Consider the following 23,313-nt stretch of genomic DNA (forward strand, 5'->3'; position numbering starts at 1 on the left):
TGAGCTGTCTCCATATTCAAATCGCTCTATGTAAGCAAGCTCGGCTTCCGCTGGATACAAACGGAATAACGCCTACCATCCTTACAGAGATACCAATACTAGCATGCAAGAAATAGATACCTCTTACCTATCTATTGTGAATTTTTCATATGTTGAAATAATAACGCCTATCGGCTATCTTATTCACTTGCTTTTCTCGCATTCACACGAATAATTGTCCCGCAAGGGTCGGATATCCAGTAGCCTTTCGAATTCTCATGGACCTCCACCTCGTCTCTGCGGCTCACCCCATGCTCCTGCAGATACTCAGCTGCCTCATCCAAATCGTTGGCACCCACCTCCAGCCACACATCCTGCTGGGCATAATTGATCATGCAATCCAGCCACAAGGTGTTAGGGCCATGCTGAAAGGCATGAGCATTATCCTTATAACCCAAATACGGCAGCTTCAATATTTCCTTGTAAAAATGCACGGTTTCGTCATACTTGAATTTTGGAATTTTGAGTGCGATATTATTACCGCCGAGAAACCGAATATCCGCTAATGACATGATACCAACCTCCATTTCGTTGTTTAGAGACATTGTATCAGACAGACTGCAGTAAAATTCTTCCGGATTGCTGAATTACTGAATTCTCTCGACAATTTCATGAACCTGAAATAGGTTTATACCAAGCTTTGGCACATATGTCCGAAATCCATCATACCAATCCAATACTTCTTGAGCGCGATTTCAGCATAATCTCGACCTCCTGCTCTCCGAATGGAGTCGCCCAGTGAATGGAGAAAATCTGATTGCTGGCAATATAAAGTGTCATCACAATCACTCCGGAATTATATTCTATTGAACGCTTCATCACTGACCATAACTGTCAGGAATTATTAGATATACTCGACTTGCAGCAGCACAATCAATCTAATGCAAAGCGAGGGTTACACATGAACATGAGTATCGAGGATTTTAATGCAGAATGGTTAAAAGAAGCCCGCATAACGGAACAAGTCATGGACGCTTTGACCGACGACTCCCTAAAAACGGCGATTACGGATCAGCACCGCACCCTTGGTCAGCTGGCTTGGCATTTGGTGATGTCGATTCAGTATATGAACATGCTCGGACTACAATTTGAAGGCCCGTCTCGCGAGCAAGAAATCCCGGATTCCGCTGCCGAGATTCAGGCTAGTTATCGCCGCATCCGACATGCCCTTCTGGATGCCGTTAAGTCGCAGTGGAGTGAGGAAGATCTTCAAGAAACACGAGAATTCGATGGAGAGCTTTGGACTAACGCGGGATTCCTGCACTTCACCCTCATGCATCAAACCCATCACCGTGGACAAATGACGGTGCTGATGAGACAAGCCGGCCTGCGCATTCCCGAACTTTACGGTCCGACCTACGATTCCTGGATCGATAGAGGCATGGACCCTTTAGTGTAAAAAGGATACAATCTACTCGAACGCATACTCCAGACCATCTTCAACTGAAAGGGGCGCCCCCTGATGTCCAAAGCAGACAATATGCTGTCAATCCTGTGGATGCTTCGCTCAGGTAGAAAGGTGACCGCACATCAAATCGCTGATGAGCTGGAAATCCATGTTCGAACGGTATACCGTTGTATCGATTCCTTATGCGCCAGCGGTGCGCCGATCATCGCCGATTCAGGACCGAACGGCGGATTCCGGATTCTGGGTCATTTTGCGGAATCCCCGCTGCTGTTTGATGCCGAAGAACAGAAGGCATTGGTTCACGCTTCGATTTTTGCCAAAGAAACCGGCTATCCATTCACCGATGTGCTGCAGCGGGCCATCGACAAGTTGAAGCGTTATACGAATGAGAAGCAGCTTCATCAAATGGAGCGGCACAGCAGCGGCCTCTCGGTATTGCAGCCCCCTGTACATGAAGAGCAGCGATCGCTGCTTCAAATGTTGGAGACTTCCTCCGCACACGGTCAAACCTTGAAGATGATCTATTCAAACGGCCGTGAGGGCGGCACCGTCTCCCGTGACTTTGACCCTTACAGCATCATCCATTGGAAAGGGCAATGGTATGCCGCCGGATACTGCCGCTTGCGTCAAGAAATACGCAATTTCCGTGTGGATCGAATCATCGGACTGGAGATGACGGACCAACATTTCGAGCGGCCCGCTGATTTTTCGGCCAGGGATGCATTGCTTGGCGCTCTGCTGCCCGATCCCGGCAACCATGAACCTCTCGTTACGGTCGTCATTCAAGGGCATGAGCATGTTCTGAATGAATTAAGTCAACACTGGTTATTCGGACATGCCCTTGTCAAACGTCTGCCTGGAGAAGCCCATTTCCAATTAGGCTCGTCCTCACTGACAGCCTACGTTCCCTATTTCCTTCTCCCCTACGGCAAATCTTTACACATCCTTGAGCCTGCCTCTCTCGTCTTGAAACTGTCAGAGATAACAACGGACATGGCGCACCATTATGAACAAATGATAACGGCGATGACCAATAATGAAGGGTGATAACGATGGAAAAATTTGCGATGTACGGCAAGCTGATTGCCCATCCGGGCAAGCGTGATGAACTTGCGGAGATCCTGCTCGAAGCAGCAGCGTTACTTCGTGATAACAAAGATTGTGAGCTTTATATCGTCAATGTCTCGGACAGCGATCCGAATGCTGTATGGGTCACGGAATTGTGGAGCAGCCAAGACGCACATGCAGCATCACTGGAGGGAGCCGACACTTCCGAGCTGCTGAAGCGCGGACGCCTGCTGATTGCCGGCGCTGAACCGCTTAAGCTGAAGCCGCTTGGAGGTAAAGGATTCTAGGTTTATACAAGCAAAGAGGCTGTCCCCGATTGAAACTTGGGGGACAGCCTCTTCCGTTATATATTGTTACGATATTCCGAAGGACTGTAACCTACTTCTTTGCGGAATGTTTTCGAGAAATAATTGGCTGACTCAAAGCCGGTAGCGTCCGCAATCTCCTTTATGCTCAGAGGCGTTGTTCTAAGCATAAGTTTAGCCTGCTCCATTCGCTTGAGGCTCAAGTATTTCTGCGGCGTGATTCCGAAATGCCGTTTGAAGTACTTAATAAAATAATTCGGATGCAAATGCAATGTCCCCGCCATCTGCTCCAGCGTGATCTCTTCGTGCAGGTGGTTTTTGATAAACTGCTGCACGGTGAGAAGCCTGCTCATATCCTCCATTTTGTCCGCATGAATCTGAGGCTGCTGTTGATCGAACACCCTGGAGAGAATATCCAGCATCACCGACTTCTCCTTCAAGCGAGCGGCGATGGAACGGGTGCGATGCGCATCGACCAGCTGCTGGAATAACAGGGGCATCTCCGCATTGTCCGTTAAGTCATAGCTGTAGGGAACGTTCAGCCAAGAAAATACATCCGAATCGCCCACAGTCGCCGAGAAGTGCGACCAATATTTCAGATAGGGACGGCCGCTGATGACAGAATAGGACTGCTTGGTCCTTGCCGGCATCAGAATCAATTGACCCGGGACAGGATACAGTTCCTCATCGCCGATCTTTACCCATCCTTCACCATCCAGAATAAAATAGAGCTTGTTGTAGGACACGGTATAGTCGAATTCCTTCCACTCCGGCCAGCACTGCGTTCTCTCTGCCTCCCAGATCTGGACCTGCATATTCAGGAGCATTTGCTGGATAGCTTCATGTTCATTTCGTTCATTCTTCATCTTCGATTGTCCTCTAAAGTTATTATAATACCCGTCAGAGTTAAGTAATTATCTATTCATACTAACACATTCTTGTTAAAATCAAACTCGACAATTCCAAGAATCGGAGGTTTGATTCCATGACAACGACTACCACTCCCAGCAATCAAGTCATTCAAGATCGAAACCAGCGTGTGCAATGGTTCCAGAACGACCGTTTCGGCATGTTTATCCACTGGGGTCTCTACTCAATTCCGGCAAGAGGCGAATGGCTTCGAAGTTCGGAACAGATGAGTATCGAAGACTATCAGACGTATTTTGATGAATTTGACCCCGTAGACTATAACCCCCGGGAATGGGCCAAGGCCGCCAAGAAAGCTGGCATGAAATACGCGGTGCTTACGGCCAAGCATCATGATGGATTCTGTTTGTTCGACAGCAAGCTGACTGACTATAAATCAACGAATACCAAAGCCGGCCGGGACCTCGTGCAGGAGTTTCTGGAAGCTTTCCGCGAGGAAGGTCTGAAAGTCGGCCTCTACTTCTCCCTCATCGACTGGCATCATGAAGACTATCCTGCTTATGGAGACCGCATTCATCCGATGCGGGGCAACGAATCCTTCAAGCGCGATCCGAAAAACTTCGACCGTTACCTGGATTACATGCATGGCCAGGTACACGAGCTGCTGACAGGCTATGGCAAGCTCGATATAATGTGGTTTGACTTCTCGTATGATACGATGCGCGGCGAGGTATGGCGCGCTACCGAGCTCATGAAAATGATTCGCGAGCTGCAGCCGCACATTCTCATCGATAATCGGCTGGAGGGCAGCGGCGAGAGCGGCGGCAGCATCTATACCAGCGATCCTTCCATTTACAGCGGTGATTTTGCTTCGCCCGAACAGATCATTCCACCGCATGGTGTCGTAGATGAGACAGGCGCCCCGATTCCATGGGAAGCCTGCATTACGCTGAACAATAACTGGGGTTATGCAGCAGCTGACCGCAATTACAAGTCCTCAACGACCATAATCCGCAAGCTGGTGGAATGCGTAAGCAAGAATGGCAACATGCTGCTGAACGTTGGACCTGACGCCAAAGGTGTCATTCCCAAGGAAAGCCTCGACGTGCTGGAGGAAATCGGTGACTGGATGAGCAAGAACAGCGACAGCATCTACGGCTGCGCTGCTGCCGATTATCCTAAGCCGGAATGGGGACGCTACACGCAAAAAGGCAACAAACTGTACGCCCATGTCTTCGAGGAGTCCATTGGACCGATCAATCTCATCGGCATGGCCGACAAAGTGAAGAAAGCCCGCCTGCTGGCAGACGGATACGAATTGTTCCTCAGCCGCCCCTGGAGCGCAGCGGAATTCACCGAGGATGCGTTTGTGAATTTCGCCCGGCCGGAGCACTTTACTTATCCGCTTCCGGACAAACGCAATACCGTGATTGAACTGGAGCTGATTGACGAACCGGATCGTTCGTAACGATACGATTGCATCATCCGAACCGTATATTTTGCCAGAAAAGCCAGACGTGATGTTTCGACATCACGTCTGGCTCTTTTTTCATGTTCTACATACCCACATCCTCCCGCATCCAGCCGCGAGTCAGTAGCGCAAACCCTATTTCAGCAGCCCACGGGCCTGATTGAATCTGGCCACAAATGATCCTCAATCATGCGATAGATGAGCCAGTATATTGACTAACTTGCCGTACGGATCCCGGACGAAAAATCGCCGGACTCCCCATGGCTCGTCAACAGGACCATACTCAATGCGAAAGCCTGCTCCCTTCATGTCCTTCAGCACAGTCTCTATATCATCCACTTCGATTGACAGATCCGGCACAGGCGTGCCGCCGCCTCCTTCCGAAGCAAAGCTGAGCTGAATGGTCATCACATCCTGCGAGCCATAGGTCGCAATCCAGCCGTGATCCATTAATATATCCAGACCTAACACATCTTGATAAAACGTCTTTGCGGCTGCGATCTCCTTTGTGCCAATATTAGCGACGATTCGTTTGACTCTCATGTTCTCCCCCCATTTCTCAGTGTTGAGATACCCCATCGAAACGACGGAATCCTCTTCATCCGTGATATCCTGTCTAAAGTATAACAAATATTTCCAATAAAAACAGACTTCCCTCCAACCTGTCCATAATTCTTGCTCCCCATACCATAGGGCTCCAAGATGAGTCGGCAAACGCGCCCCTGATGACAGGTTCTCCGAAACACAGAGCACGGAATACAGAACACAAAACACAAAACACAAAACACAAAACACAAAAAAACGGCATTTCTGCCGTTTTCGAATGTTGAGCAGGAGTGTCTGCCTGCCCTGCAACCTACCCCTTCGTTCCGCCCTGCAGCCCGAAGCCCTTGGACATAAACTGCTGGGAGAGAATGTACATGATGATCGCCGGAATAGCATACAGCACCGAGAAAGCGGCCAAGCTGCCGTAATCCACCATGCCGTACTGCCCGAAGAACTGATACAGCTTCAGGGAGGCAGGGAATTTTTCAGGCGATTGCAGCAGGATATACGGAACAAAGAAATTGCCCCAGCTGCCGGAGAAGGTAAAGATCGCCACGGTGCAAATCCCCGGCACCATCAGCGGTGCAACCACCTTACGCATTCCCGTAAACACGGAAGCTCCGTCCACCCAGGCGGCTTCCTCCAGATCATTCGGCACGGAATCCATGAAATTCTTCATCATCCATATCCCGTATGGCATCGATGACGCTACATAGAACAGAATAACGCCAAAGATATTGTCATACAGCTTCAATCCAAGGAACAATTGGTATACAGGCACCATAACGGCCGTAATCGGCAGGGATGTCATGAACAGAATGGTCAGCATGAAGGGTTTCTTGTATTTCATCTGATATCGGGACAACGGATAGGCTGCGAGCAGGGCCAACAGGACAACAAGGATGGCTTGGCCAAGCGACATCACCAGGCCAATGAGATAAGCACGCTGATTCTCGCTGCTAGTAATGACTTCTACATAGTTGGCACCGGTAATTTTGCTGGGTACCTTCAAGGATTGCATCGCGTTGGGGTCGACTGAGGCCACAAGCACCCAGAGCAGCGGCAGCACAAAACAGATTCCGATCCCCGCAAGAATGGCATAGGGCAGGATTCGATAGACTAATTTACGTTGTTTGGCATTCATATGATCTCACCTCTGGTTACTCTTTCATCGACCTGATATACAGCAGACTTAACACAATTCCGATCAGCAGCAGCAGCAAGGATATCGCGGTTCCATAACCTAACTGATAGTTCACAAACGCCTGATTGTACATGAAGATGGGCAGCGTTGTGGTCGAATTCCCCGGACCGCCGCCGGTCATCGCGTAGATGAGCCCAAATACGCCCAGCGTCTGTAATGTAACCAGCATCATATTGGTTGTAATGGTTCCTTTAATATAAGGGACAATAATGCGCGTGAAGATCTTCCACTTGGACGCACCGTCCACCACCGCCGCCTCCTCGATCTCGTTGGGCACATCATCCAATGCAGCTTGGAACACCAGCATGGAGAAGGCGGTGCCATGCCAAATGTTCGCAAGAATGATGGTTAGCATCGGAACCGTAAATAACCAGGTCACCTCCGAAAATCCGAAAAAGGTAATGATTGCATTCAGCGTGCCTTCATCTCCGAAGAAGCTGTACAAGCACAGGGCACATACAATTTCAGGCGTTACCCAGCCGGCCAGCACAATCGTTCCGATCACCCGCCGAAAGGTTTTATTCCTCTGCTTCATCAGGAGTGCGATGAGAAATCCCAGCACCTGCTGCCCGATGACCGCCGATCCGATAAGGAAAATAAGCGTATTCCAGATACTGATCCTGACCGTAGGATCTTGGAACATCCGGGCATAGTTATCGAAGCCGATAAATTTAAGCTCCCTCGCCGCTTCGCCTGTTAACGCCAAATTCGTAAAGGAATAGAGGAACGTTAGCAGGATCGGATATACAAAAAACACGAGCATAATCGCGATTGAAGGAAGCAAAAAGAAGAGCCAGGTATACGATTTTTTTCGTTTAGGGTAAACATCCACGGACAGACTGCTCATGTATAGTTCTCCTTCCATGCTGATCATCTGAAAAACCGCTTGCCCAAGCCTCCGTGTAATAAGGGAGGACTTGAGCAAGCATTGCGTGGCTATATCGAACTATTTCTCCACCACATGATCCGCCCCGACAATGCGGGTGACATCCTGCGCATATTTATTCATTGCGTCCGCAGGCGAGGTTCCCGTTGCCACCGACTCCACCATCGTCTGAATCTGTGTTGACACTTCCGGATATTTCTCTTGTGCTGGTCTGAACTCTGCGTTCTTGAGGTACTCCGTCGCAATTTCGTTAAATGGCATTTTTGTATATTCCGGATCCTTGGCTACATCGGCACGTACCGTGATATTACCGGACGCCATCACGAGCTTCTGGGTGTTTTCCTTATTCAGTGCATATTGGATGAAGGCCCAAGCCTCGTCTATATTCTTCGAATGGCTTGGAATCGATAATGCCCATCCTCCGGCCAGCGTGATCGAGCCAGGGTCCTGCCCTTGGCTGGTCGGCATTGGCGCGAAGCCTAACACATCCTTGTATTCAGGCCATGGGGCTGCGCCGGATTCCATATAGTTGCCTGTGATCCATGAGCCGTCAAGGGAAATCGCCAGCTTGCCTTGCGGCAAGTATTCACGGGAAGCTGTATTGCCTGCCTGACCATTCAATACTTTGGACAGTGGCGGTCCAAGCTTCTCTTTATTGACCGTCTCCACAAAGGTCAGCGCATCGAGAATGCCCTGGCTTTTGGTAATCCATTTGCTGCCAGCATCGTCATACAGTCTTTCACCTGTACCGTAGAGGAGCATTTCATAGGTTTGCATGGAAGTGGCTTCGCCTGTTGCCTTGCCCATATTCATCCAAATTGGCACCACATCAGGCGTTTTCTCCTTGATGGTTCGCGCGGCACTTAAGACGTGCTCCCAAGTCTTCGGCTGCCAGTCCTCGGGAAGACCCGCTTGTTTAAAAATGTCCTTGTTATACCAGAGTCCCCTGGAATCCGTATTGTACGGCACTCCGTATACCTTGCCATCGCTGGCCGTAACTCCCTTCTTCATCGCTTCAATAAAAGAACCGTTGCCCCAGTCCTCCCATGCCGCCAATTTCTCGTCAAGCGGTTCCAGATAGCCCGCGCTCGCATCGGAGTTCAAGATAAAGGTATCCTCTGTCACGATATCCGGCGCCGTATCTTTAGACTTCAGTGCCAACGCTACCTTGGCAAAATAATCGCCTTCCGATGCCTGAATCGGTGTCGGCTTGATCTCTACGCTCTTGTCAGGGTAACTTGCCGATACTTCCTTGAGCCATTTATAGAACGCTCCGTTCTCGCCGATCCCGTCATCCCGAAACGTAACGGTAATGGTTTTCTTGGCTGTCTCTCCACCCTTTCCTGGCTCCGGATTGCCGGCTTCACTCGGCGTTCCCTTGCCACCGGTGCAACCGAATAACAAAGAAACACTCAATACCGCTGTCGTGACTAGCCAAAATCCCCTCTTGCCTGACTTCATACGTATCCCTCCTTTTGGCTGCAGCAAAAATCGATTTACTATCCAAATTTTGTATACGCTTACGAAAGCGTATATTCATCTCTATTTTCAAAATAGTGAGGATATTCTGAACTTTTTTTCATGACAAAGAGACCGCTTGGTGCAAGCGGCCTTTACCGTTCTTTATGCGTTTTTTTTCCTTATCCATCATATGAGCATTCACGAATAAATATTCTTATATTTACCATATATAGAAAATATTAATTTAATGACCTTTATGATAATCCATTTCGCATTTGGGTCTTTACTTTGGATGGAAACCCCATTATATTTGTATGTACAAACAATCTAATGTATATCATAAATTCACCGTATTCTTCGTCATCGAATTGATACCGAAAAAATCCCCTTATAAAACTGGAGGTTTCCATTCTATGAGTGACCGTTTTATTTTCCTGCTGACTTTATTCTCAGTAGTAGGCTCAGGGCTGATCGCCGGGCTGTTCTTCGCGTTCTCTTCCTTCATGATGACCGCGTTGTCCCGAATTCCCAATGAACAGGGGATCAACGCGATGCAATCCATCAATGTATCCATTCTAAATCCCACATTCAGCACATTATTTATGGGAACGGCGCTCACCAGCATTGCGCTTGCCATCGTGTCAATCATACACTGGGGGGAACCCGGCTCGTTGCACCTGCTTGGGGCCAGCCTGCTGTATTTGGCGGGATTTATCGTAACGATAGCATTCAACGTCCCGCTAAATGATGCGTTAGCTACCGTTGACCCCGGAACCAGCACCGGTACTGAGGTGTGGAACACCTATCTCGGAAGCTGGACGCCGTGGAACCATGTGAGAACCGTGACTTCCCTCGGGGCGCTGGTCATGTTTGTTTTGGCGTTACGCAGCTTAAGCTAATGTTGTATGATCCAAGTGGAAAGAAAAAAACAAGGAGGGAGAACATAATGGAACAGGCTAATCTCGGGTTCTGTAAGGAATGGGCATCTCCCAAACATCATGCCATAGCGGCGGGCCCTCGTCATACCGTTGGTCTTCAATCAGACGGCACAGTAACAGCTGTGGGTGATAATAAATATGGCCAATGTGATGTAAGTGGCTGGCGCGATATGGTGGCGGTTGCGGCTGGTAATGTTCATATGGCGACCAACACGGGTAATGCCCATACCATTGGTCTTACATCTGACGGTACAGTGACGGCTGTGGGTTGGAATAAACATGACCAATGCAATGTAAACGACTGGCGAAATATAGTGGCGGTTGCAGCGGGTTGGCGTCGGACCGTCGGGCTTACATCAGACGGCACGGTGGTCGCTGCAGGTCGAAATAATGAAGGACAATGCAATGTAGGCGACTGGCACAACATCGTGGCGGTTGCGGCAGGTGACTGGCATACCATCGGGCTTACATCGAACGGCACCGTGGTGGCTGCGGGTAATAATCGATATAGCCAATGCAATGTAAGCGACTGGCGCAACATCGTGGCTATAGCAGCGGGTTACCTTCATACCGTTGGCCTTCAATCGGACGGCACGGTGGTCGCTGTGGGCTTGAATAAGTTTGACGCATGCGATGTAAGCGGCTGGCGCGGTATGGTGGCAATAGCGGCCGGTAGTTATCATACCGTTGGCCTTCAATCGGACGGAAGGTGTGCGGCTGCAGGCAAGAATGAGCATGGCCAATGCAATGTAAGCGGCTGGCGTGATATAGTGGCGGTAGCAGCGGGCTGCGCGCATACTCTTGGCCTTAAATCGGATGGCACGGTGGTGGCCGTGGGGGATAATAAATATGGCCAATGCGATGTAAGCAGCTGGCATGGCATCCTACTGCCCGGCAATTAGTTTCAATATTAATAATACATACAATAAGTCATGCGCCGATTTCCCTCGCATGGTTTATTTGTTTGCATTAATATTCAAATGTTTGCTCTGAGATACTTTTGCCTGCTGTCCCTTGTCCTCGGCATGGGTGGTTTCCTCTGATCTAGGTGTGTCCAAACTTTCTAACGGAAAACCCATACCTCCACTACCGAATCTTCATTAGATATACTATCAATCTAGTAAAGGCGGTGGAGATATGGGGATTCTCAAGGTTGATAAGTGGAATCATACATGCAAGCTTGAAACTTCAGCCAAACCGCATCGTAACATCGGATGGGTGTCAAGTAATTGGAGCGGGTACAGCATTATGGGAAAAAAGGGGACCTTCAAGCGGGTATCCGCCAAATGGAATGTGCCATTTCTTCGTCCAAGCCAGGGGGCTTCTTATTCCTCCGCATGGATCGGCATCGACGGGTATGGCAACAACAGTCTGATTCAGACCGGAACCGGTCATGATTTCATAGACGGCAAGGCTTATTATTATGCTTGGTGGGAGATTCTACCGGCCTCGGTTACGCTCATTCCATTGCCTGTCCAGCCGGGGGACCGCATGCATGCCACCATCATCAAGCGCAGCGGATCTATCTGGCTGATCTGCCTTCGCAACTCAACCCGCAACTGGACCTTTCGAACGTCGCAGCGCTACACCGGTCCGCAGACTTCTGCCGAATGGATCGTTGAGGCTCCGCAAGTGAATGGAGAACTCGCCCAGATGGCACGACTATCTCCTGTTATCTTCTCCTGCTGCCGGGCCAACAGCAGAAGTCCTCGACTTATTTCAGTGGATGGAGGCATTATGATTCAAGATTTGAAGATTACCTCCATACCTTCTAACCCGAACAGGGCTGGAGACCGGTTTGTTGTCAAAAGCGATCATTCATAAAGAAACGGACCTTACCGAAGCGTCAGGGAAAATCCTCTCGTCTTATAAGAAGCTCTAAAAACAGCCGCTGCATCCCCTCTGATTTCCGGGGTGCAGCGGCTGTCTTTTTATAATGTTCCGTGAACCGGTATTCCCTTATACAATACGGCCCGCCGTTGCGATCTTCTGGCAACCGCCTCTGCAGAGCAGCTGGCTTCTACAATGACCGCATGGGCAGCATCCCCGACTTTCGGCCATGCATACTGCCCGTCCCGGTCTAACGGAGTAACCCCTCCCGTAATGAAGCCAAGTGTCTGTCCGAGCGAACGCTCATCCATCAGATGGAACCGTTCGGCCAGCGTGCCCGCCTTATCCAGATTGTCTCCCTTGCCGAATGGGGACCAGTGATCCATTATACTGTCTTGTCCAAGCGAAACGCCTACACCTTGGCAGTGCAGCTGAGGAATCGGAATGGTTCGGCCGAGTGGTACTGAAGAGGTAATGGAAATCCCCAGGTTCGCCAGCCGAGCCGCCACTTCATCCACTTCGCTTGATGAGACATCTGCCAATGCAAGGGCATGACTGAGCGTGACTCTCCCGTTCCAGCCTGCATCTTCCACAAGATCGGCCAATACTTTAAAGGTATTCAGCCCGATATGGGACGGCTCATGCAAATGCATATCAATGCCGGCATTCGCCTCAACCGCCAGTTCCATCATGGCATTCAATGATTTTTCCATATCATCGTCCACCGTTGCGGGATCCAGTCCGCCTACGAGGGCTGCCCCATTCCGGAGCGCTTCCCTGACCAGTGATACGGACTGGCTGCGGAGCAGGCCATGCTGAGGGAACGCTACAATCTCCACAAAGGCTTTCTCCCGGTAGCCATCCACAGCCTGCAGCGTTGCCTCCAGATTTCGCAATCCAACCACGGGATCGACGTTGCAGTGGGAACGAATATGTGTCGATCCGTAGCCTATTAACAGATCCAGCAGCCCCTCCGCCCTTTCCTTGGCCGTAGGAAGAAGTTCGGGGAGCAGTCTCTGCTCCTCCTCAATCCGGCTAAAGACGCCGTTCGCGGGACGGGTCGGTGCCTTCCAGGGGCCTCCATAATAAGTTTTGTCCAGATGGATATGCATATCTCGAAATGACGGGAGCATTAGCCCACCCTTTACATCCCGCACAGGCAATGCCGTTTCAGGCACAGCATCCGCAGGACGAATCTCGGAGAATGCCCCATTCTCTATTTTCATATGAAATAATCCCGTCTCCGTTCCGGTCACGATCCCATCCTTGTAGCGGTAACCCGTTTCCAGTCGGACATGGAGCAGCCAATATGAGGTACTCTGTTCATTCATCATGATCATCCCTTCCCGCATTTGCTTTGTAACTGTCTTTCGTTGTTTATATGATCATGCTACCCATTAATGGCATTCAACAAAATACGTTCGATTTCCAGATATCCACGCTCCTGCGCATGCTGCAGCGGAGTTACACCTTCTCCGTCGGCAAGATGAACGTCCGCACCATGATCCAATAACAGCTGCACGATTTGCTGATGGTTCTCACCGCCGTCACCGAGAATGATCGCTTCAAGCAGCGCGGTCCAGTTCAGATTATTGATATGATCGATATCGACATCCGTCCGGGTCAGCAGCTCCCGCACAATCTCCACATGCCCGCGATCCGCGGCAGGGATGAGAGCCGTACCGCCATAACGATTGGTTATTGTCACGTCTGCGCCTGCATCGATTGCTAACTTCAGAATATCGCGCAGCCCTTCCGCACCGGCATACAGGAATACATTATTACGATTATGATCGCGAATGTTAATATCTGCGCCTGCCTGAATCAGGATTTCTACCGTCTCCACTTGATTATGGTAGGTTGCTGCCAGGACCGCCGTTCTTCCTTCCTCGTTCGTCGCATTGATATTTGCTCCAGATTGAAGCAGTCGTTTCACTTGCTCCGTATTCCCTTGCTCAGCGTATTCGATGAGTTGACGATCCATATTCTGCACCTCTTTTTTATCGGAATGGGGTTGACAGGCCGACAGGAAAAGTATCAGTAAAATCGAAGTTAAACGAAACACTTGAACCGCCCCCTCTTTCTATCGTGTATATTCGTATGCTAACATGAGACTGAAACATATGAAAAATACATAAAAAATTGATTTTCCAAAGGTTTTTCATATACAAGGAGGTTTGCTTGTTTATATGGATATACGACAGCTCCGGTATTTTATCGCCATTGTGGAAGAAGGAACCATCTCGCACGCCGCCAATCGACTGCATATCTCACAGCCTCCTCTCAGTCAGCAGCTGAAAGCAATGGAGGAAGAACTCGGATCAATCTTGGTATACCGCCGGGGAAAGCGGCTTGAAATCACGGAATCCGGTAAAGCTCTGTACAAGTATGCTCTGCAGATGACCCAGCTCATGGAGGAGGCCAAAGCCGAGGTTCAAGAGGTCGGGAACGGAGATAAGGGAACGCTCCGTCTTGGCATTAATACTCTGTCTTCGGTAGAATTGCCTGCTTGGCTCCATGAATTCAGAGCAAAGTTTCCCCAAGTCTCGTATAAAATCCAGCAAAATGAGTCGTATCAACTCTGTGAGCTCGTTCGAAACAGGGCACTTGAATTAGCCATCGTCCGCCTCCCGCTGGAACTGGATGATTTCTCGGTGCTTCATTTGCATACGGAGCCCTTTTATTTACTCGCCTCCGATCAGCAGGCATCCCTGGAACAGGAAATGCCCCTCTCCCAAATCGTGCAGTATCCCCTTATTCTGCCCAGCACCGAAGGATTAGGCGTGTATTATACGATTCAGATGGCTTTCTCCGAGCAGAACCTGCAGCCCAACGTTGTCGCCGAATGCTCGGATATTTCCCTGTTGCTGCGTTTAGTGGCCTCCGATTTTGGAGTTGCGATCGTACCGGAGACGCTGGTTAAACGGCACTTGCCAGATCACATTCACGCCTTTAGAATCACAGGTACCCCGGCTACCGCTTCTACCGCCCTAATCTGGCTGAAGGATTATCACATTTCCAGAACGGCCCTGAACTTTATCGATTTGCTGACTGCCGCCAAAGCGAGACATATGTAAGCTTCAGCAAAAAAGAGGCTGCCCAAAAGTCACTTGACCTGAGGGCAGCCCCTTTGTCTGTTATAAGGAAGCTGCGGAACGAAGCATTCCTCCAATCGCTGTTGCCCCCAATTATCCTGAATTCATCTTAAAGGAAGATATATCGGGGACAAAGGCGATCGCTACCGCTTTTCCGGAAATGGCTTCGTTCTCTCCGCTGCTTTCGTGCGTCTTCATATAAAAAACACAAAAAGAAATCGTTCGTTCCGAGCGCATGAAAGACATTCTCCAAACCGTTTTCACCTCTGTTTTGCTTTTGAGTGAATTGATTATCCCTTATTCGTCTTTAACTCCTTTTGGGACCCCCTCTTCGATAAACAGCTTATTTTCGTTCTATCGCGGTTACCTCGTTCGATGCCATGTTCCGGCAACGTCCTCCCGCTCCTGCTTCTGGCCTCGGGAATGAAGATATAATTCTTCGTAATATCCATGGGCATCGAGCAGCTCCTGATGGGTGCCCTGCTCCACAATCCGGCCCCTGCTCATAACCAGAATCCGGTCCGCCCCCATGATGGTGGATAGGCGGTGAGCAATCACAAGGGTCGTCCGCCCCTCGGCAACGAGATGCAGCGCGTTCTGAATCAGCTGCTCCGTGTGCGAATCCAAATTAGCCGTGGCTTCGTCCAGGATGAGAATCTTTGGCTGGAACACGATGATTCTGGCGAAGGAGATCAGTTGGCGCTCTCCCGCGGACAGTCCGCTGCCACGCTCAGACAACCGGGTGTCATAGCCTTCCTTCATCCGCATGATGATTGAGTCCGCACCGATAAAGCGGCAGGCCTGGATCACGCTTTCCCTTGAAATGGTCTCATCGAACAGCCTTACATTTTCCAGCACCGTACCGGAATAGAGATAAGGCTCCTGCTGTACAAGGCCTACAATCCGATGCAAATCCGATTGAGCGAGCTCTCTTATGTCAAGTCCATCAATCAGAATACTTCCTTCATTTACGTCATAGAAACGGCACAGCAGGCTAATCAGCGAGCTTTTGCCCGCTCCGGTGGTCCCGACGATTCCGTTCATTTCTCCCGGCTTGACATGAAGATCGAGATCCTGGATGACTGGAGCCCCGCCTTCGTATCCGAACGTAATTCGGTTAAAATCGATGCGTCCCTGAATCTCGGCCTTGTCAATCTTCGCCGGCTTGGGTTTATCCGTAACTTCCGGTTGAATCGCCAGGAGGCCCCATACCCGGTTGATCGCCACCGTCGCTGACTGCAGCGTATTCCACTGCTGGGTAATCGTATTAATCGGCTGAAAGAATAAACGGATATACGTAATAAATGCATAGAGTACGCCGAACTCAAGCGTTGTCCCAAGCACAGCTTGTCCGCCCAGCCATGTCACAAATGCGATCGCCAAATTGTTCAAAATCTCATAGGATCGGTTGAACAGCACATTTGTCCGGATTTCCCGGATGTTAGCCTTGAAATACGAGTTGTTCCGCTCCTCGAACTGCTTCTCCTGCTCCTTCTGCTGATGAAACACTTGAATCAGATTCATGCCCGACAGGTTCTCCGCTACAAAAGCCACCAGCCGGGACAAGCGGGTTCTGGCCATCTGATAGGTATGGCGCATGTACCGCCGGAATGCTATCGCGATCCCCGCAATGATCGGCAGCAGGATCAGACAGTACAGGGTCAATGTAACATCCAGCTGGAACATCATCACCAGAATGAAGACCAGGGTAAAACCGTCCCGGAACAGGCTGAGCAGCACCTGGTTAAAAAACTGGTTGATCGCTTCCGTATCACTGGATACATGCGTGATCAGACTTCCGCTAGGCACCTTATCAAAATAAGACATCGACAGCTTGGATATATGCGCAAACAGCCGTTTGCGAATGCTTGCCACGATACTCTGCCCTGCCTTTTGCAGCAAATTATTTTGCAGATAGGTGAACAGCATGCTTAGCAGCGACAACGAAAAATAAATGCCGCATATGATCATCAGGCCATGGTAATCGTTTTTTCCGACCATCAGATTATCATCGATCGCGATTTTCATCAGATATGGCTGCAGCAGCTCGGCCGATATGGCAATCAAGGTGCAGCCGATAAACCCCGCAAAGGTTAGCCGGTGTTCCTTCATATAACCCGATAAAGCACGGAATGTGGATATATACTTGGGCTTGGCCTGAGGTGCATTCAGATCAGCCTTCTGATCCATCTGCCAATTGTTAATGGCCTGTGCCATGATGTCTCATCCCCTCCTCCTGAATATCGTGCAGCGTCCGGTACAATCCGTCCTCAGACAGCAAGGTTTCATGTGTACCGCGCTGAACGATCTCTCCTTGATCCAGGACGATGATCTCATCGGCTAACTTCAGTGCACTGATTCGGTGGGCGATAATAATTGTGGTCTTGCCTTCGCGGATATCACGAATCGTCTCCATGATCTCTGTCTCGGTCACCGCATCCACGGCGCTCACACTATCGTCCAGAATGAGTATGGGCGCATTCTTGATAATCCCCCGTGCAAGACTTGTCCGCTGCCGCTGTCCCCCGGAAAGCGTAATGCCCCGCTCACCGAGACGGGTCTCGAACTTGTCAGGAAATTCAGCAATATTGTCATATACCCGGGCTTTGTGTGCTGCTTCCTCAACAACGGTCGGCTCGGTATCCCGTTTATAGAAAGCAATGTTCTCCCGAATGGTCGAGCTGAACAGGAAGCCATCCTGTGGCACATAGGCGATTCCTTCGCGCAGGCTCTTTAATGTAAGCTTTCGAATATCCTCGCCCCCAATCTGCACTGTGCCAGGAGGCGGGTCATAGGTACGCAGCAGCAGCTTCATCAGCGTGGTCTTCCCGCTGCCGGTTCGCCCAATGATGCCTAATGTCGCACCGGGCGGAACCTCCAATCGAATGCCCCGCAGCACTTGTCTCGCTCCATCTTCATGACCGTTTACTCTATCGTAAGAAAAGGATAAGTCCCGCACTTCGATTCCGGCATGTTCCAAATCCAGCTCCTTGGCACCTGGCAGTTCCTTAATGTCGGCCTGCTTGCCAAGCAGATCATTCAGCCGGTCAAGCGAAGCCCTCGCTCGCTGTACAACATTAATAACATTGCCGATCTGCTGCAGCGGGTTCATGAGCATGCGGATGTACAGCGTCAATGCAACAAAGTTACCGACCGTAATCCGTCCCGTAATCGTCAAGTACCCGCCGAATGAGAGCGCAATAATGAGTGAGGAGGCGCCGAGAAACGGAATGATCGATTGAAACAGGGAGGATACGCGCACCAGCCTCAGCTGTTTATTGCGGATGTTGTCCACTGTGGTCCCAAACCGCTGCTTCATCGTATCTTCTACCGCGAATTTCTTGGTGACACGCATCCCGCCGAACTGCTCCTCAGCCGATTCCGTCATCACGCCAAGCGCTTCCTGTACCTGAAGCGATCTTCTTCGAATCATCGGCCCAAGCCAAACCACGATTACCGGTATCAGTAGCAGAGGAACCATGCTTGCGGCCACCAGATATAGCGGGACATTCGTAATCAGCAACATTGCAATCGTGGACACCAGCAGGATGGAGGCATTCGCCGTCTGGTTAACCCCCATGGAGATTGCTTCCCTCACCGTAGTCACGTCATTCATAAAATAACTAAGCAGCTTGCCAACGCCGTTCTTGGAATAGAATTGTTCGCTAAGTCCCGTAAAGTGGACAAACAGCCGGCGCCTGTTCATAAATTCGAAGTAACGCCCCGTATACATGACCAAATATTGTCCTATACCTCCAATAACAGCAAAACCAACACCAATGCCAAGCAGCGTCCAGCTATACTGCACAATGCCGTCACCTGACAATAAACCATCCTTCAATTCATCCGTGAAATTGCCCAGCACTCTAGGGAAATTTACATGAATGATATTAGCAACCAAATGGCAGCAAATCGACAATACGTAGAAAAGCCACGTCTTCCTGAAAAAGTCTCCAAGTATTCGATGAGAGTCCAATGTCCCATATCACTTCCTGTCCGATAGTTGGTTTTTTATAAGCCTCATTCGTTCCCCCTTCCGTACGTTGCTGTGAAACTCCCATATTAATAGTTTCTAGAAAAAAATCAGTCCTCCTTCCTCATTCGCACATCCACATATATAAAACCCTTCATATGCCAGTTCATGAAACAGAACACATATCACATCCCATTCGGGAACATTAAGAGTTCAATCTCAAACGTACAGTATTAGTTAGGTGGTTGTTAGATGCATCATGTGGATTTCAACCAAGGGCTAACTTCAACTTCACCCGACCCGAATAGGTCAACGAAAGCCTATGCATCGCCCTGGTGCAAGCAATAGAATGAGATGGAACCTCACATAGACAAAAACCAGGCTGCAATTACATGCATACCTGGTTTTTTTGCGTCCTTAACGCTGGTTTTTCGTCTGATATAAATACAACGTGGTCGGGGCAAAAATAGCGATAAACAGCACACTAACACCGATACCGGCCATAATCTCCGTCATGCTTGCTATGCCGCTCATCAGCCCCTGACGGTGGCTGCTGCTATGCTGATCGGATTCAATTCAATGAGAATCCCGATCCATCCCGGCATCGTCGCCGTATCCACCAGAATGTTGCTGGCGAACAATAGCGGGTATATCGCAATCATGCTGGACCCTGAAACCGTCTCTGGACGTTTAGCTATAACGCCAATCATCGCAAAAATCCAGCTGACGCTAAATGCAAACAACAGGATGAAGACAACAGCGCACATCACTTGGATCAAGCTGCCTTCCGGACGGAAGCCCAGCGCAAGCCCCGTTCCAAGGGCAACGATAACGCCCACCGCATAACGCAGACCGTCCGTAAGGATCGAACCGATGACGGATGCTGGCTGCCAAAAGGGCAGTGTTCGAAAACGGTTGTATACCCCTTTGGTAATATCCGAACAGATCGTAGTTCCGCTGTAAACCGTCATGGGAACGACCGTTAAGATCAGGATGCCAGGCAAGAGGAATTGAATATAGACCCCGGTCGATCCGGCAATGGCTCCGCCAAACAAATAATTAAATATGAGCAGCAGCAGAATCGGTGACAGAATCGCATCCATCACAAGACTAAATCCGTTATTCTTCGTATGCTGCCAAGTTCTCCACATGAAGATACGGATAGCCGTGAATGCATGGGGAGGGCCGGAGACTGGGTGGGGCGGAGGAAGCATGCTGCCGACCTGATTACTTGTGTGATGGCTTAAACTCATGGAGTCCCCCCTTTCCTGGTCAAGGCCAGGAATACCTCATCCAGACTCGGTTCGCTCAGGGAAAAATCTTCAATCGCAATCCCGTTCTCCATCAATGTATGAATGGCCTGATTGGCCAGGCTCGCTTCCAACACCGGAATCTTGTATAACCGCAGGTGATCGCCCTGCCATACCCTTAGCCCATGCTCATCGTTCAGCAAAGCACTGATCTTATGCCAATCTCCCTGCTCCGTTAATGTGATCGACAACGTCCGGCCACCGATGGACGCCTTCAACTGCTGTGGAGTCCCTTCCGCAATAATCCTGCCTTTATCAATGACAGCGATCCGGTCCGCCAATCGGTCCGCCTCCTCCAGGTATTGTGTTGTCAACAGCACGGTGGTTCCCTGCTGCAAGAGCGTCTTCACAATGTCCCACACCTGCATCCGACTTTGTGGGTCAAGGCCCGTCGTCGGCTCATCCAGAAAAATAACATCCGGCTTGGTCACGATACTTGCCGCAATGTCGAGTCGTCTCCGCATGCCTCCAGAATATTGCTGCACCGTGCGGTCCTTCGCCTCACCAAGCCCGAAGGATTCCATCAGTTCCTCGCTTATGGAACGGGCGGTTTTCGCAGAATACCCGTAAAGTCTTGAAATCAGCATTAGATTTTGAAGTCCGGACAACCCTTCGTCCAGTGCTGCAAACTGGCCTGTCAGGCTAATCTTCTTCCGGACGTTTCGAGCATCTTTTACGATATCCAATCCGGCAACTTGCGCAGAACCGGCATCCGGCTTCAGGAGCGTTGATAGCATATGGATGGTGGTTGTTTTTCCGGCACCGTTCGGGCCCAGCAAGGCCAGCAGCTCTCCTTGCTTCAATCGCAGATCAATGCCTTGAACGACCTCGATACCGTTATATGATTTGCGAAGCTTCCTGGCTTCAATGGCATATGGCAAGTTTCACAGCTCCTCCTTATGATCAGAGACCCAATCTGCAAGCGTGGCTGCCGGCCGCCCCGTGACCTGCTCCACCGTTGGCAATACCGTATAACCGATCTCTGGCGGATTTTTCCCCATTTGCACAAAAAACTCTATCGATTCCTCATCGTAGCCCTGCACTCTCCATTGATCTCTCGCTTGTTCCTCCGTCAGCTCTTCAAAGCGAATATTTTTGCCGGTCACTTCGCTTATGATCCGAACCGCTTCCCTACGGGAGAGGGCTTCCGGCCCTGTCAGAAAATACTCCTGCCCATGGTGTCCTTCTTCAACCAGTGCCGTTACGGCAACACGTGCGATGTCGGCCTCATGTATTCTAGCGCTCAAGGCATGACCGAACGGCTCCCGGACAACCTCCTCCGTTCGAATCGACTCCCTCCAATCCACCAGGATATTCGCCATAAATTCGCCTGGCTTCAGCAAAGTCCATTCCATTCCGCTCGCTCTAAGCGCTGCTTCAACAGGCCCTTCTTCAAAACCCACCAGTACCGTCACCCGTTTAACGCCTGCCTGCTCTGCCAGTTCAATGATCCGCGGATCGGTCTGAAGGGTTCCATTAGCCTCATCGCTCGATGTGATCACATGAAGTGCAGTGACTCCTTGCAGGGCAGGCACCAGGCTGTCCGGCTCGTTCAGATCTCCGGCAAGCACCTGAACGCCAGCCGGTAATTTCGCTTGTTGTGGATTGCGCGATATCGCTCTAACTTCCTTCCCCTGCTGTACAAGTTGTTTCACAATGTGCCTTCCCACGGTCCCCGTAGCGCCTGTCACTAAAATAGTCATTTTGAATATCCTCCTTGGAAATAGGTTACTGTTCATGATTTGATTTCGTAGCGATTTCGTATGTTCTCTAACTCTTGCAGAAGGTCTTCCTTCAGTTCCGGCGGCGATAGGATCTCCACCTTCGAGCCATAACTCAAGATGACCGAGATGGCATAAGCTGTGGTATAAAAGATAGTGTGGACTTCAACATATCCCTCAACGGAGATGAAAGCTTCCGGGAATTGCTCGGTCACACGAGGTCCAATGGATGAATCGAAGCGGAGATGCGCTTGAATCCCCAGTGCCTTCTTCTCTTCCCGGCCTTCCTCCAGGTTCTCACGTGGAAGGAAGTTCTCGCTGGATGCTTCAAGAGCGGATATACGCGATACTCTGAAGATTCGCTTCGCTTGTTTGAACAAGCAGTAAGCCTCCAAATACCACACGCCCTGCTCCCAGTAAAGATGGAGCGGCTCTACCTGCCGTTCGGAGCAGCTGCCGGATGCGCTGGTGTAAGTAAATTTAATAAGGTTGGATCGGTCCATGGCATGCAGTATCGGTTGAACCCACGTTCTCTCACGCTCCGATGTGCTCATGTCAAATATGATTTGTTCATGACATCCTCCGTTCAACAAGGCAGGCTGCAGGGTTCCGAGTTTGTTCATGATGGTGGTGTACTTTCCCTTAGCAGTTCCTTCAATGCCTTTTAAGAGATTATAGATAGCCAAAAAGTCATCAATGGAGAAGTGCTGTCTCGTCAGATAGAAACCGCTCATTAATTCAAACCCGCCATCCGCACCCGTAAAGGAAGCAACCGGAATGCCGGCTTGGTTAATGAGGTCCACATCGCGGTAGATCGTACGAACCGAGACCTCATACCGGGCAGCAAGCGCGGTTGCCGTCACTCTTTTTTTTGTCAATAATTCCATCGTAATGCCAAGCAACCGGTCAAGTTTCATCGATAACACTCCTCACACTTCCACACTTTTTGGACTTCTGGATTGAATGATAAATTATGAATCCTGACATCTAGTATGTCAGGATTTATCGCGTTGAATATATTTTATTGCGCCATGCAAGTCCCTTTTCGGGACTTGCATGGCGCGATCGGGAATTATAAAGTAAGCCTGTCCATTGATCAGGTCAAATAAAAGAAGAAGCCATAGATCGTCAGATCAAGGCTTCTTCTTTTATATTTCATCTATTATGAATTTTTCATATGATGTATTTTTA

General features: G+C 49.9%; 22 protein-coding genes. 8 read left to right on the plus strand and 14 right to left on the minus strand.

The genetic code is table 11. The features are described 5' to 3' along the window. Window positions 1–179 precede the first annotated feature (179 nt). Window positions 180–551, minus strand: coding sequence for a VOC family protein (locus M2277_RS03210; RefSeq protein WP_006211901.1), 372 nt, complete (start codon window positions 549–551; stop codon window positions 180–182). A gap of 389 nt (window positions 552–940) precedes the next feature. Here M2277_RS03210 and M2277_RS03220 point away from each other — a divergent pair, with 389 nt between their 5' ends. The 3 genes from M2277_RS03220 (at window position 941) to M2277_RS03230 (ending at window position 2,802) form a co-directional block, all read left to right on the plus strand. After that, window positions 941–1,438 (plus strand): DinB family protein, encoded by a 498-nt coding sequence (locus M2277_RS03220; RefSeq protein WP_036643178.1) that lies wholly within the window; start codon window positions 941–943, stop codon window positions 1,436–1,438. Between the two features lie 63 nt (window positions 1,439–1,501). After that, window positions 1,502–2,494: a helix-turn-helix transcriptional regulator gene (locus M2277_RS03225; RefSeq protein WP_036643179.1), complete on the plus strand. Its 993-nt coding sequence runs from the start codon at window positions 1,502–1,504 to the stop codon at window positions 2,492–2,494. 5 nt (window positions 2,495–2,499) lie between these two features. Beyond that, entirely contained in the window at window positions 2,500–2,802 is a 303-nt protein-coding gene (locus M2277_RS03230) for a putative quinol monooxygenase (protein WP_076152634.1), read from the plus strand. A gap of 56 nt (window positions 2,803–2,858) precedes the next feature. Here M2277_RS03230 and M2277_RS03235 read toward each other — a convergent pair whose 3' ends face one another. Beyond that, on the minus strand, window positions 2,859–3,686 hold the full coding sequence (locus M2277_RS03235) for an AraC family transcriptional regulator (protein ID WP_280754110.1): 828 nt from the start codon (window positions 3,684–3,686) through the stop codon (window positions 2,859–2,861). Between the two features lie 119 nt (window positions 3,687–3,805). Between M2277_RS03235 and M2277_RS03240 the strand changes: the two genes are divergently transcribed. Beyond that, the gene (locus tag M2277_RS03240) at window positions 3,806–5,155 is read left to right on the plus strand and encodes an alpha-L-fucosidase (RefSeq protein ID WP_148246729.1); all 1,350 of its coding nucleotides are present in this window, start codon (window positions 3,806–3,808) and stop codon (window positions 5,153–5,155) included. A 186-nt stretch (window positions 5,156–5,341) separates the two neighbouring features. On the opposite strand, the gene M2277_RS03245 is transcribed toward M2277_RS03240, so the two are convergent. The 4 genes from M2277_RS03245 to M2277_RS03260 form a co-directional block, all read right to left on the minus strand. Next, window positions 5,342–5,701, minus strand: a complete 360-nt coding sequence (locus tag M2277_RS03245; protein ID WP_006211908.1) for a VOC family protein — start codon at window positions 5,699–5,701, stop codon at window positions 5,342–5,344. Window positions 5,702–6,014: 313 nt separating this feature from the next. Next, window positions 6,015–6,848: a carbohydrate ABC transporter permease gene (locus tag M2277_RS03250; protein WP_006211909.1), complete on the minus strand. Its 834-nt coding sequence runs from the start codon at window positions 6,846–6,848 to the stop codon at window positions 6,015–6,017. Between the two features lie 16 nt (window positions 6,849–6,864). Next, entirely contained in the window at window positions 6,865–7,755 is an 891-nt protein-coding gene (locus tag M2277_RS03255) for a carbohydrate ABC transporter permease (protein WP_280754111.1), read from the minus strand. A 99-nt stretch (window positions 7,756–7,854) separates the two neighbouring features. Then, window positions 7,855–9,255, minus strand: coding sequence for an ABC transporter substrate-binding protein (locus M2277_RS03260; RefSeq protein ID WP_280754112.1), 1,401 nt, complete (start codon window positions 9,253–9,255; stop codon window positions 7,855–7,857). A 413-nt stretch (window positions 9,256–9,668) separates the two neighbouring features. Between M2277_RS03260 and M2277_RS03265 the strand changes: the two genes are divergently transcribed. From M2277_RS03265 to M2277_RS03275, 3 genes are all read left to right on the plus strand, one after another. Then, window positions 9,669–10,154 carry an anthrone oxygenase family protein gene (locus tag M2277_RS03265; RefSeq protein ID WP_063455946.1) on the plus strand — a complete coding sequence of 162 codons (486 nt, stop codon included), beginning with the start codon at window positions 9,669–9,671 and terminating at the stop codon, window positions 10,152–10,154. Between the two features lie 47 nt (window positions 10,155–10,201). Then, a complete protein-coding gene (locus M2277_RS03270) occupies window positions 10,202–11,095 on the plus strand; it encodes an RCC1 domain-containing protein (RefSeq protein WP_036643185.1) in 894 nt (297 codons plus the stop codon). A gap of 235 nt (window positions 11,096–11,330) precedes the next feature. Beyond that, on the plus strand, window positions 11,331–12,017 hold the full coding sequence (locus M2277_RS03275; RefSeq protein ID WP_280754113.1) for a G1 family glutamic endopeptidase: 687 nt from the start codon (window positions 11,331–11,333) through the stop codon (window positions 12,015–12,017). Window positions 12,018–12,124: 107 nt separating this feature from the next. On the opposite strand, the gene M2277_RS03280 is transcribed toward M2277_RS03275, so the two are convergent. Both M2277_RS03280 and M2277_RS03285 read right to left on the minus strand, forming a co-directional pair. Next, window positions 12,125–13,354 (minus strand): amidohydrolase family protein, encoded by a 1,230-nt coding sequence (locus tag M2277_RS03280; protein WP_280754304.1) that lies wholly within the window; start codon window positions 13,352–13,354, stop codon window positions 12,125–12,127. A gap of 59 nt (window positions 13,355–13,413) precedes the next feature. Then, window positions 13,414–14,064, minus strand: coding sequence for an ankyrin repeat domain-containing protein (locus tag M2277_RS03285; protein WP_419144525.1), 651 nt, complete (start codon window positions 14,062–14,064; stop codon window positions 13,414–13,416). A 148-nt stretch (window positions 14,065–14,212) separates the two neighbouring features. On the opposite strand from M2277_RS03285, the gene M2277_RS03290 reads away from it, so the two are divergent. Then, entirely contained in the window at window positions 14,213–15,100 is an 888-nt protein-coding gene (locus tag M2277_RS03290; protein ID WP_280754114.1) for a LysR family transcriptional regulator, read from the plus strand. Window positions 15,101–15,481: 381 nt separating this feature from the next. Here M2277_RS03290 and M2277_RS03295 read toward each other — a convergent pair whose 3' ends face one another. From M2277_RS03295 to M2277_RS03320, 6 genes are all read right to left on the minus strand, one after another. Then, window positions 15,482–17,335: an ABC transporter ATP-binding protein gene (locus M2277_RS03295; RefSeq protein ID WP_280754115.1), complete on the minus strand. Its 1,854-nt coding sequence runs from the start codon at window positions 17,333–17,335 to the stop codon at window positions 15,482–15,484. Next, window positions 17,319–19,094, minus strand: coding sequence for an ABC transporter ATP-binding protein (locus M2277_RS03300; protein ID WP_280754116.1), 1,776 nt, complete (start codon window positions 19,092–19,094; stop codon window positions 17,319–17,321). The genes M2277_RS03295 and M2277_RS03300 overlap by 17 nt, the downstream gene beginning before the upstream one ends. A gap of 530 nt (window positions 19,095–19,624) precedes the next feature. After that, window positions 19,625–20,344 (minus strand): ABC transporter permease, encoded by a 720-nt coding sequence (locus M2277_RS03305; protein ID WP_280754117.1) that lies wholly within the window; start codon window positions 20,342–20,344, stop codon window positions 19,625–19,627. Beyond that, on the minus strand, window positions 20,341–21,282 hold the full coding sequence (locus M2277_RS03310) for an ATP-binding cassette domain-containing protein (protein ID WP_280754118.1): 942 nt from the start codon (window positions 21,280–21,282) through the stop codon (window positions 20,341–20,343). The genes M2277_RS03305 and M2277_RS03310 overlap by 4 nt, the downstream gene beginning before the upstream one ends. Window positions 21,283–21,285: 3 nt before the next feature. Next, complete coding sequence (locus tag M2277_RS03315) at window positions 21,286–22,104, minus strand: NAD(P)H-binding protein (RefSeq protein ID WP_280754119.1); 819 nt, start codon at window positions 22,102–22,104, stop codon at window positions 21,286–21,288. Between the two features lie 32 nt (window positions 22,105–22,136). Then, window positions 22,137–23,039 carry a helix-turn-helix transcriptional regulator gene (locus M2277_RS03320; RefSeq protein ID WP_280754120.1) on the minus strand — a complete coding sequence of 301 codons (903 nt, stop codon included), beginning with the start codon at window positions 23,037–23,039 and terminating at the stop codon, window positions 22,137–22,139. Window positions 23,040–23,313: the final 274 nt, after the last annotated feature.

Origin of the sequence: Paenibacillus sp. LBL (assembly GCF_029893715.1) — a bacterium.
Classification (GTDB): Bacteria; Bacillota; Bacilli; order Paenibacillales; family Paenibacillaceae; genus Paenibacillus_AQ; species Paenibacillus_AQ glucanolyticus.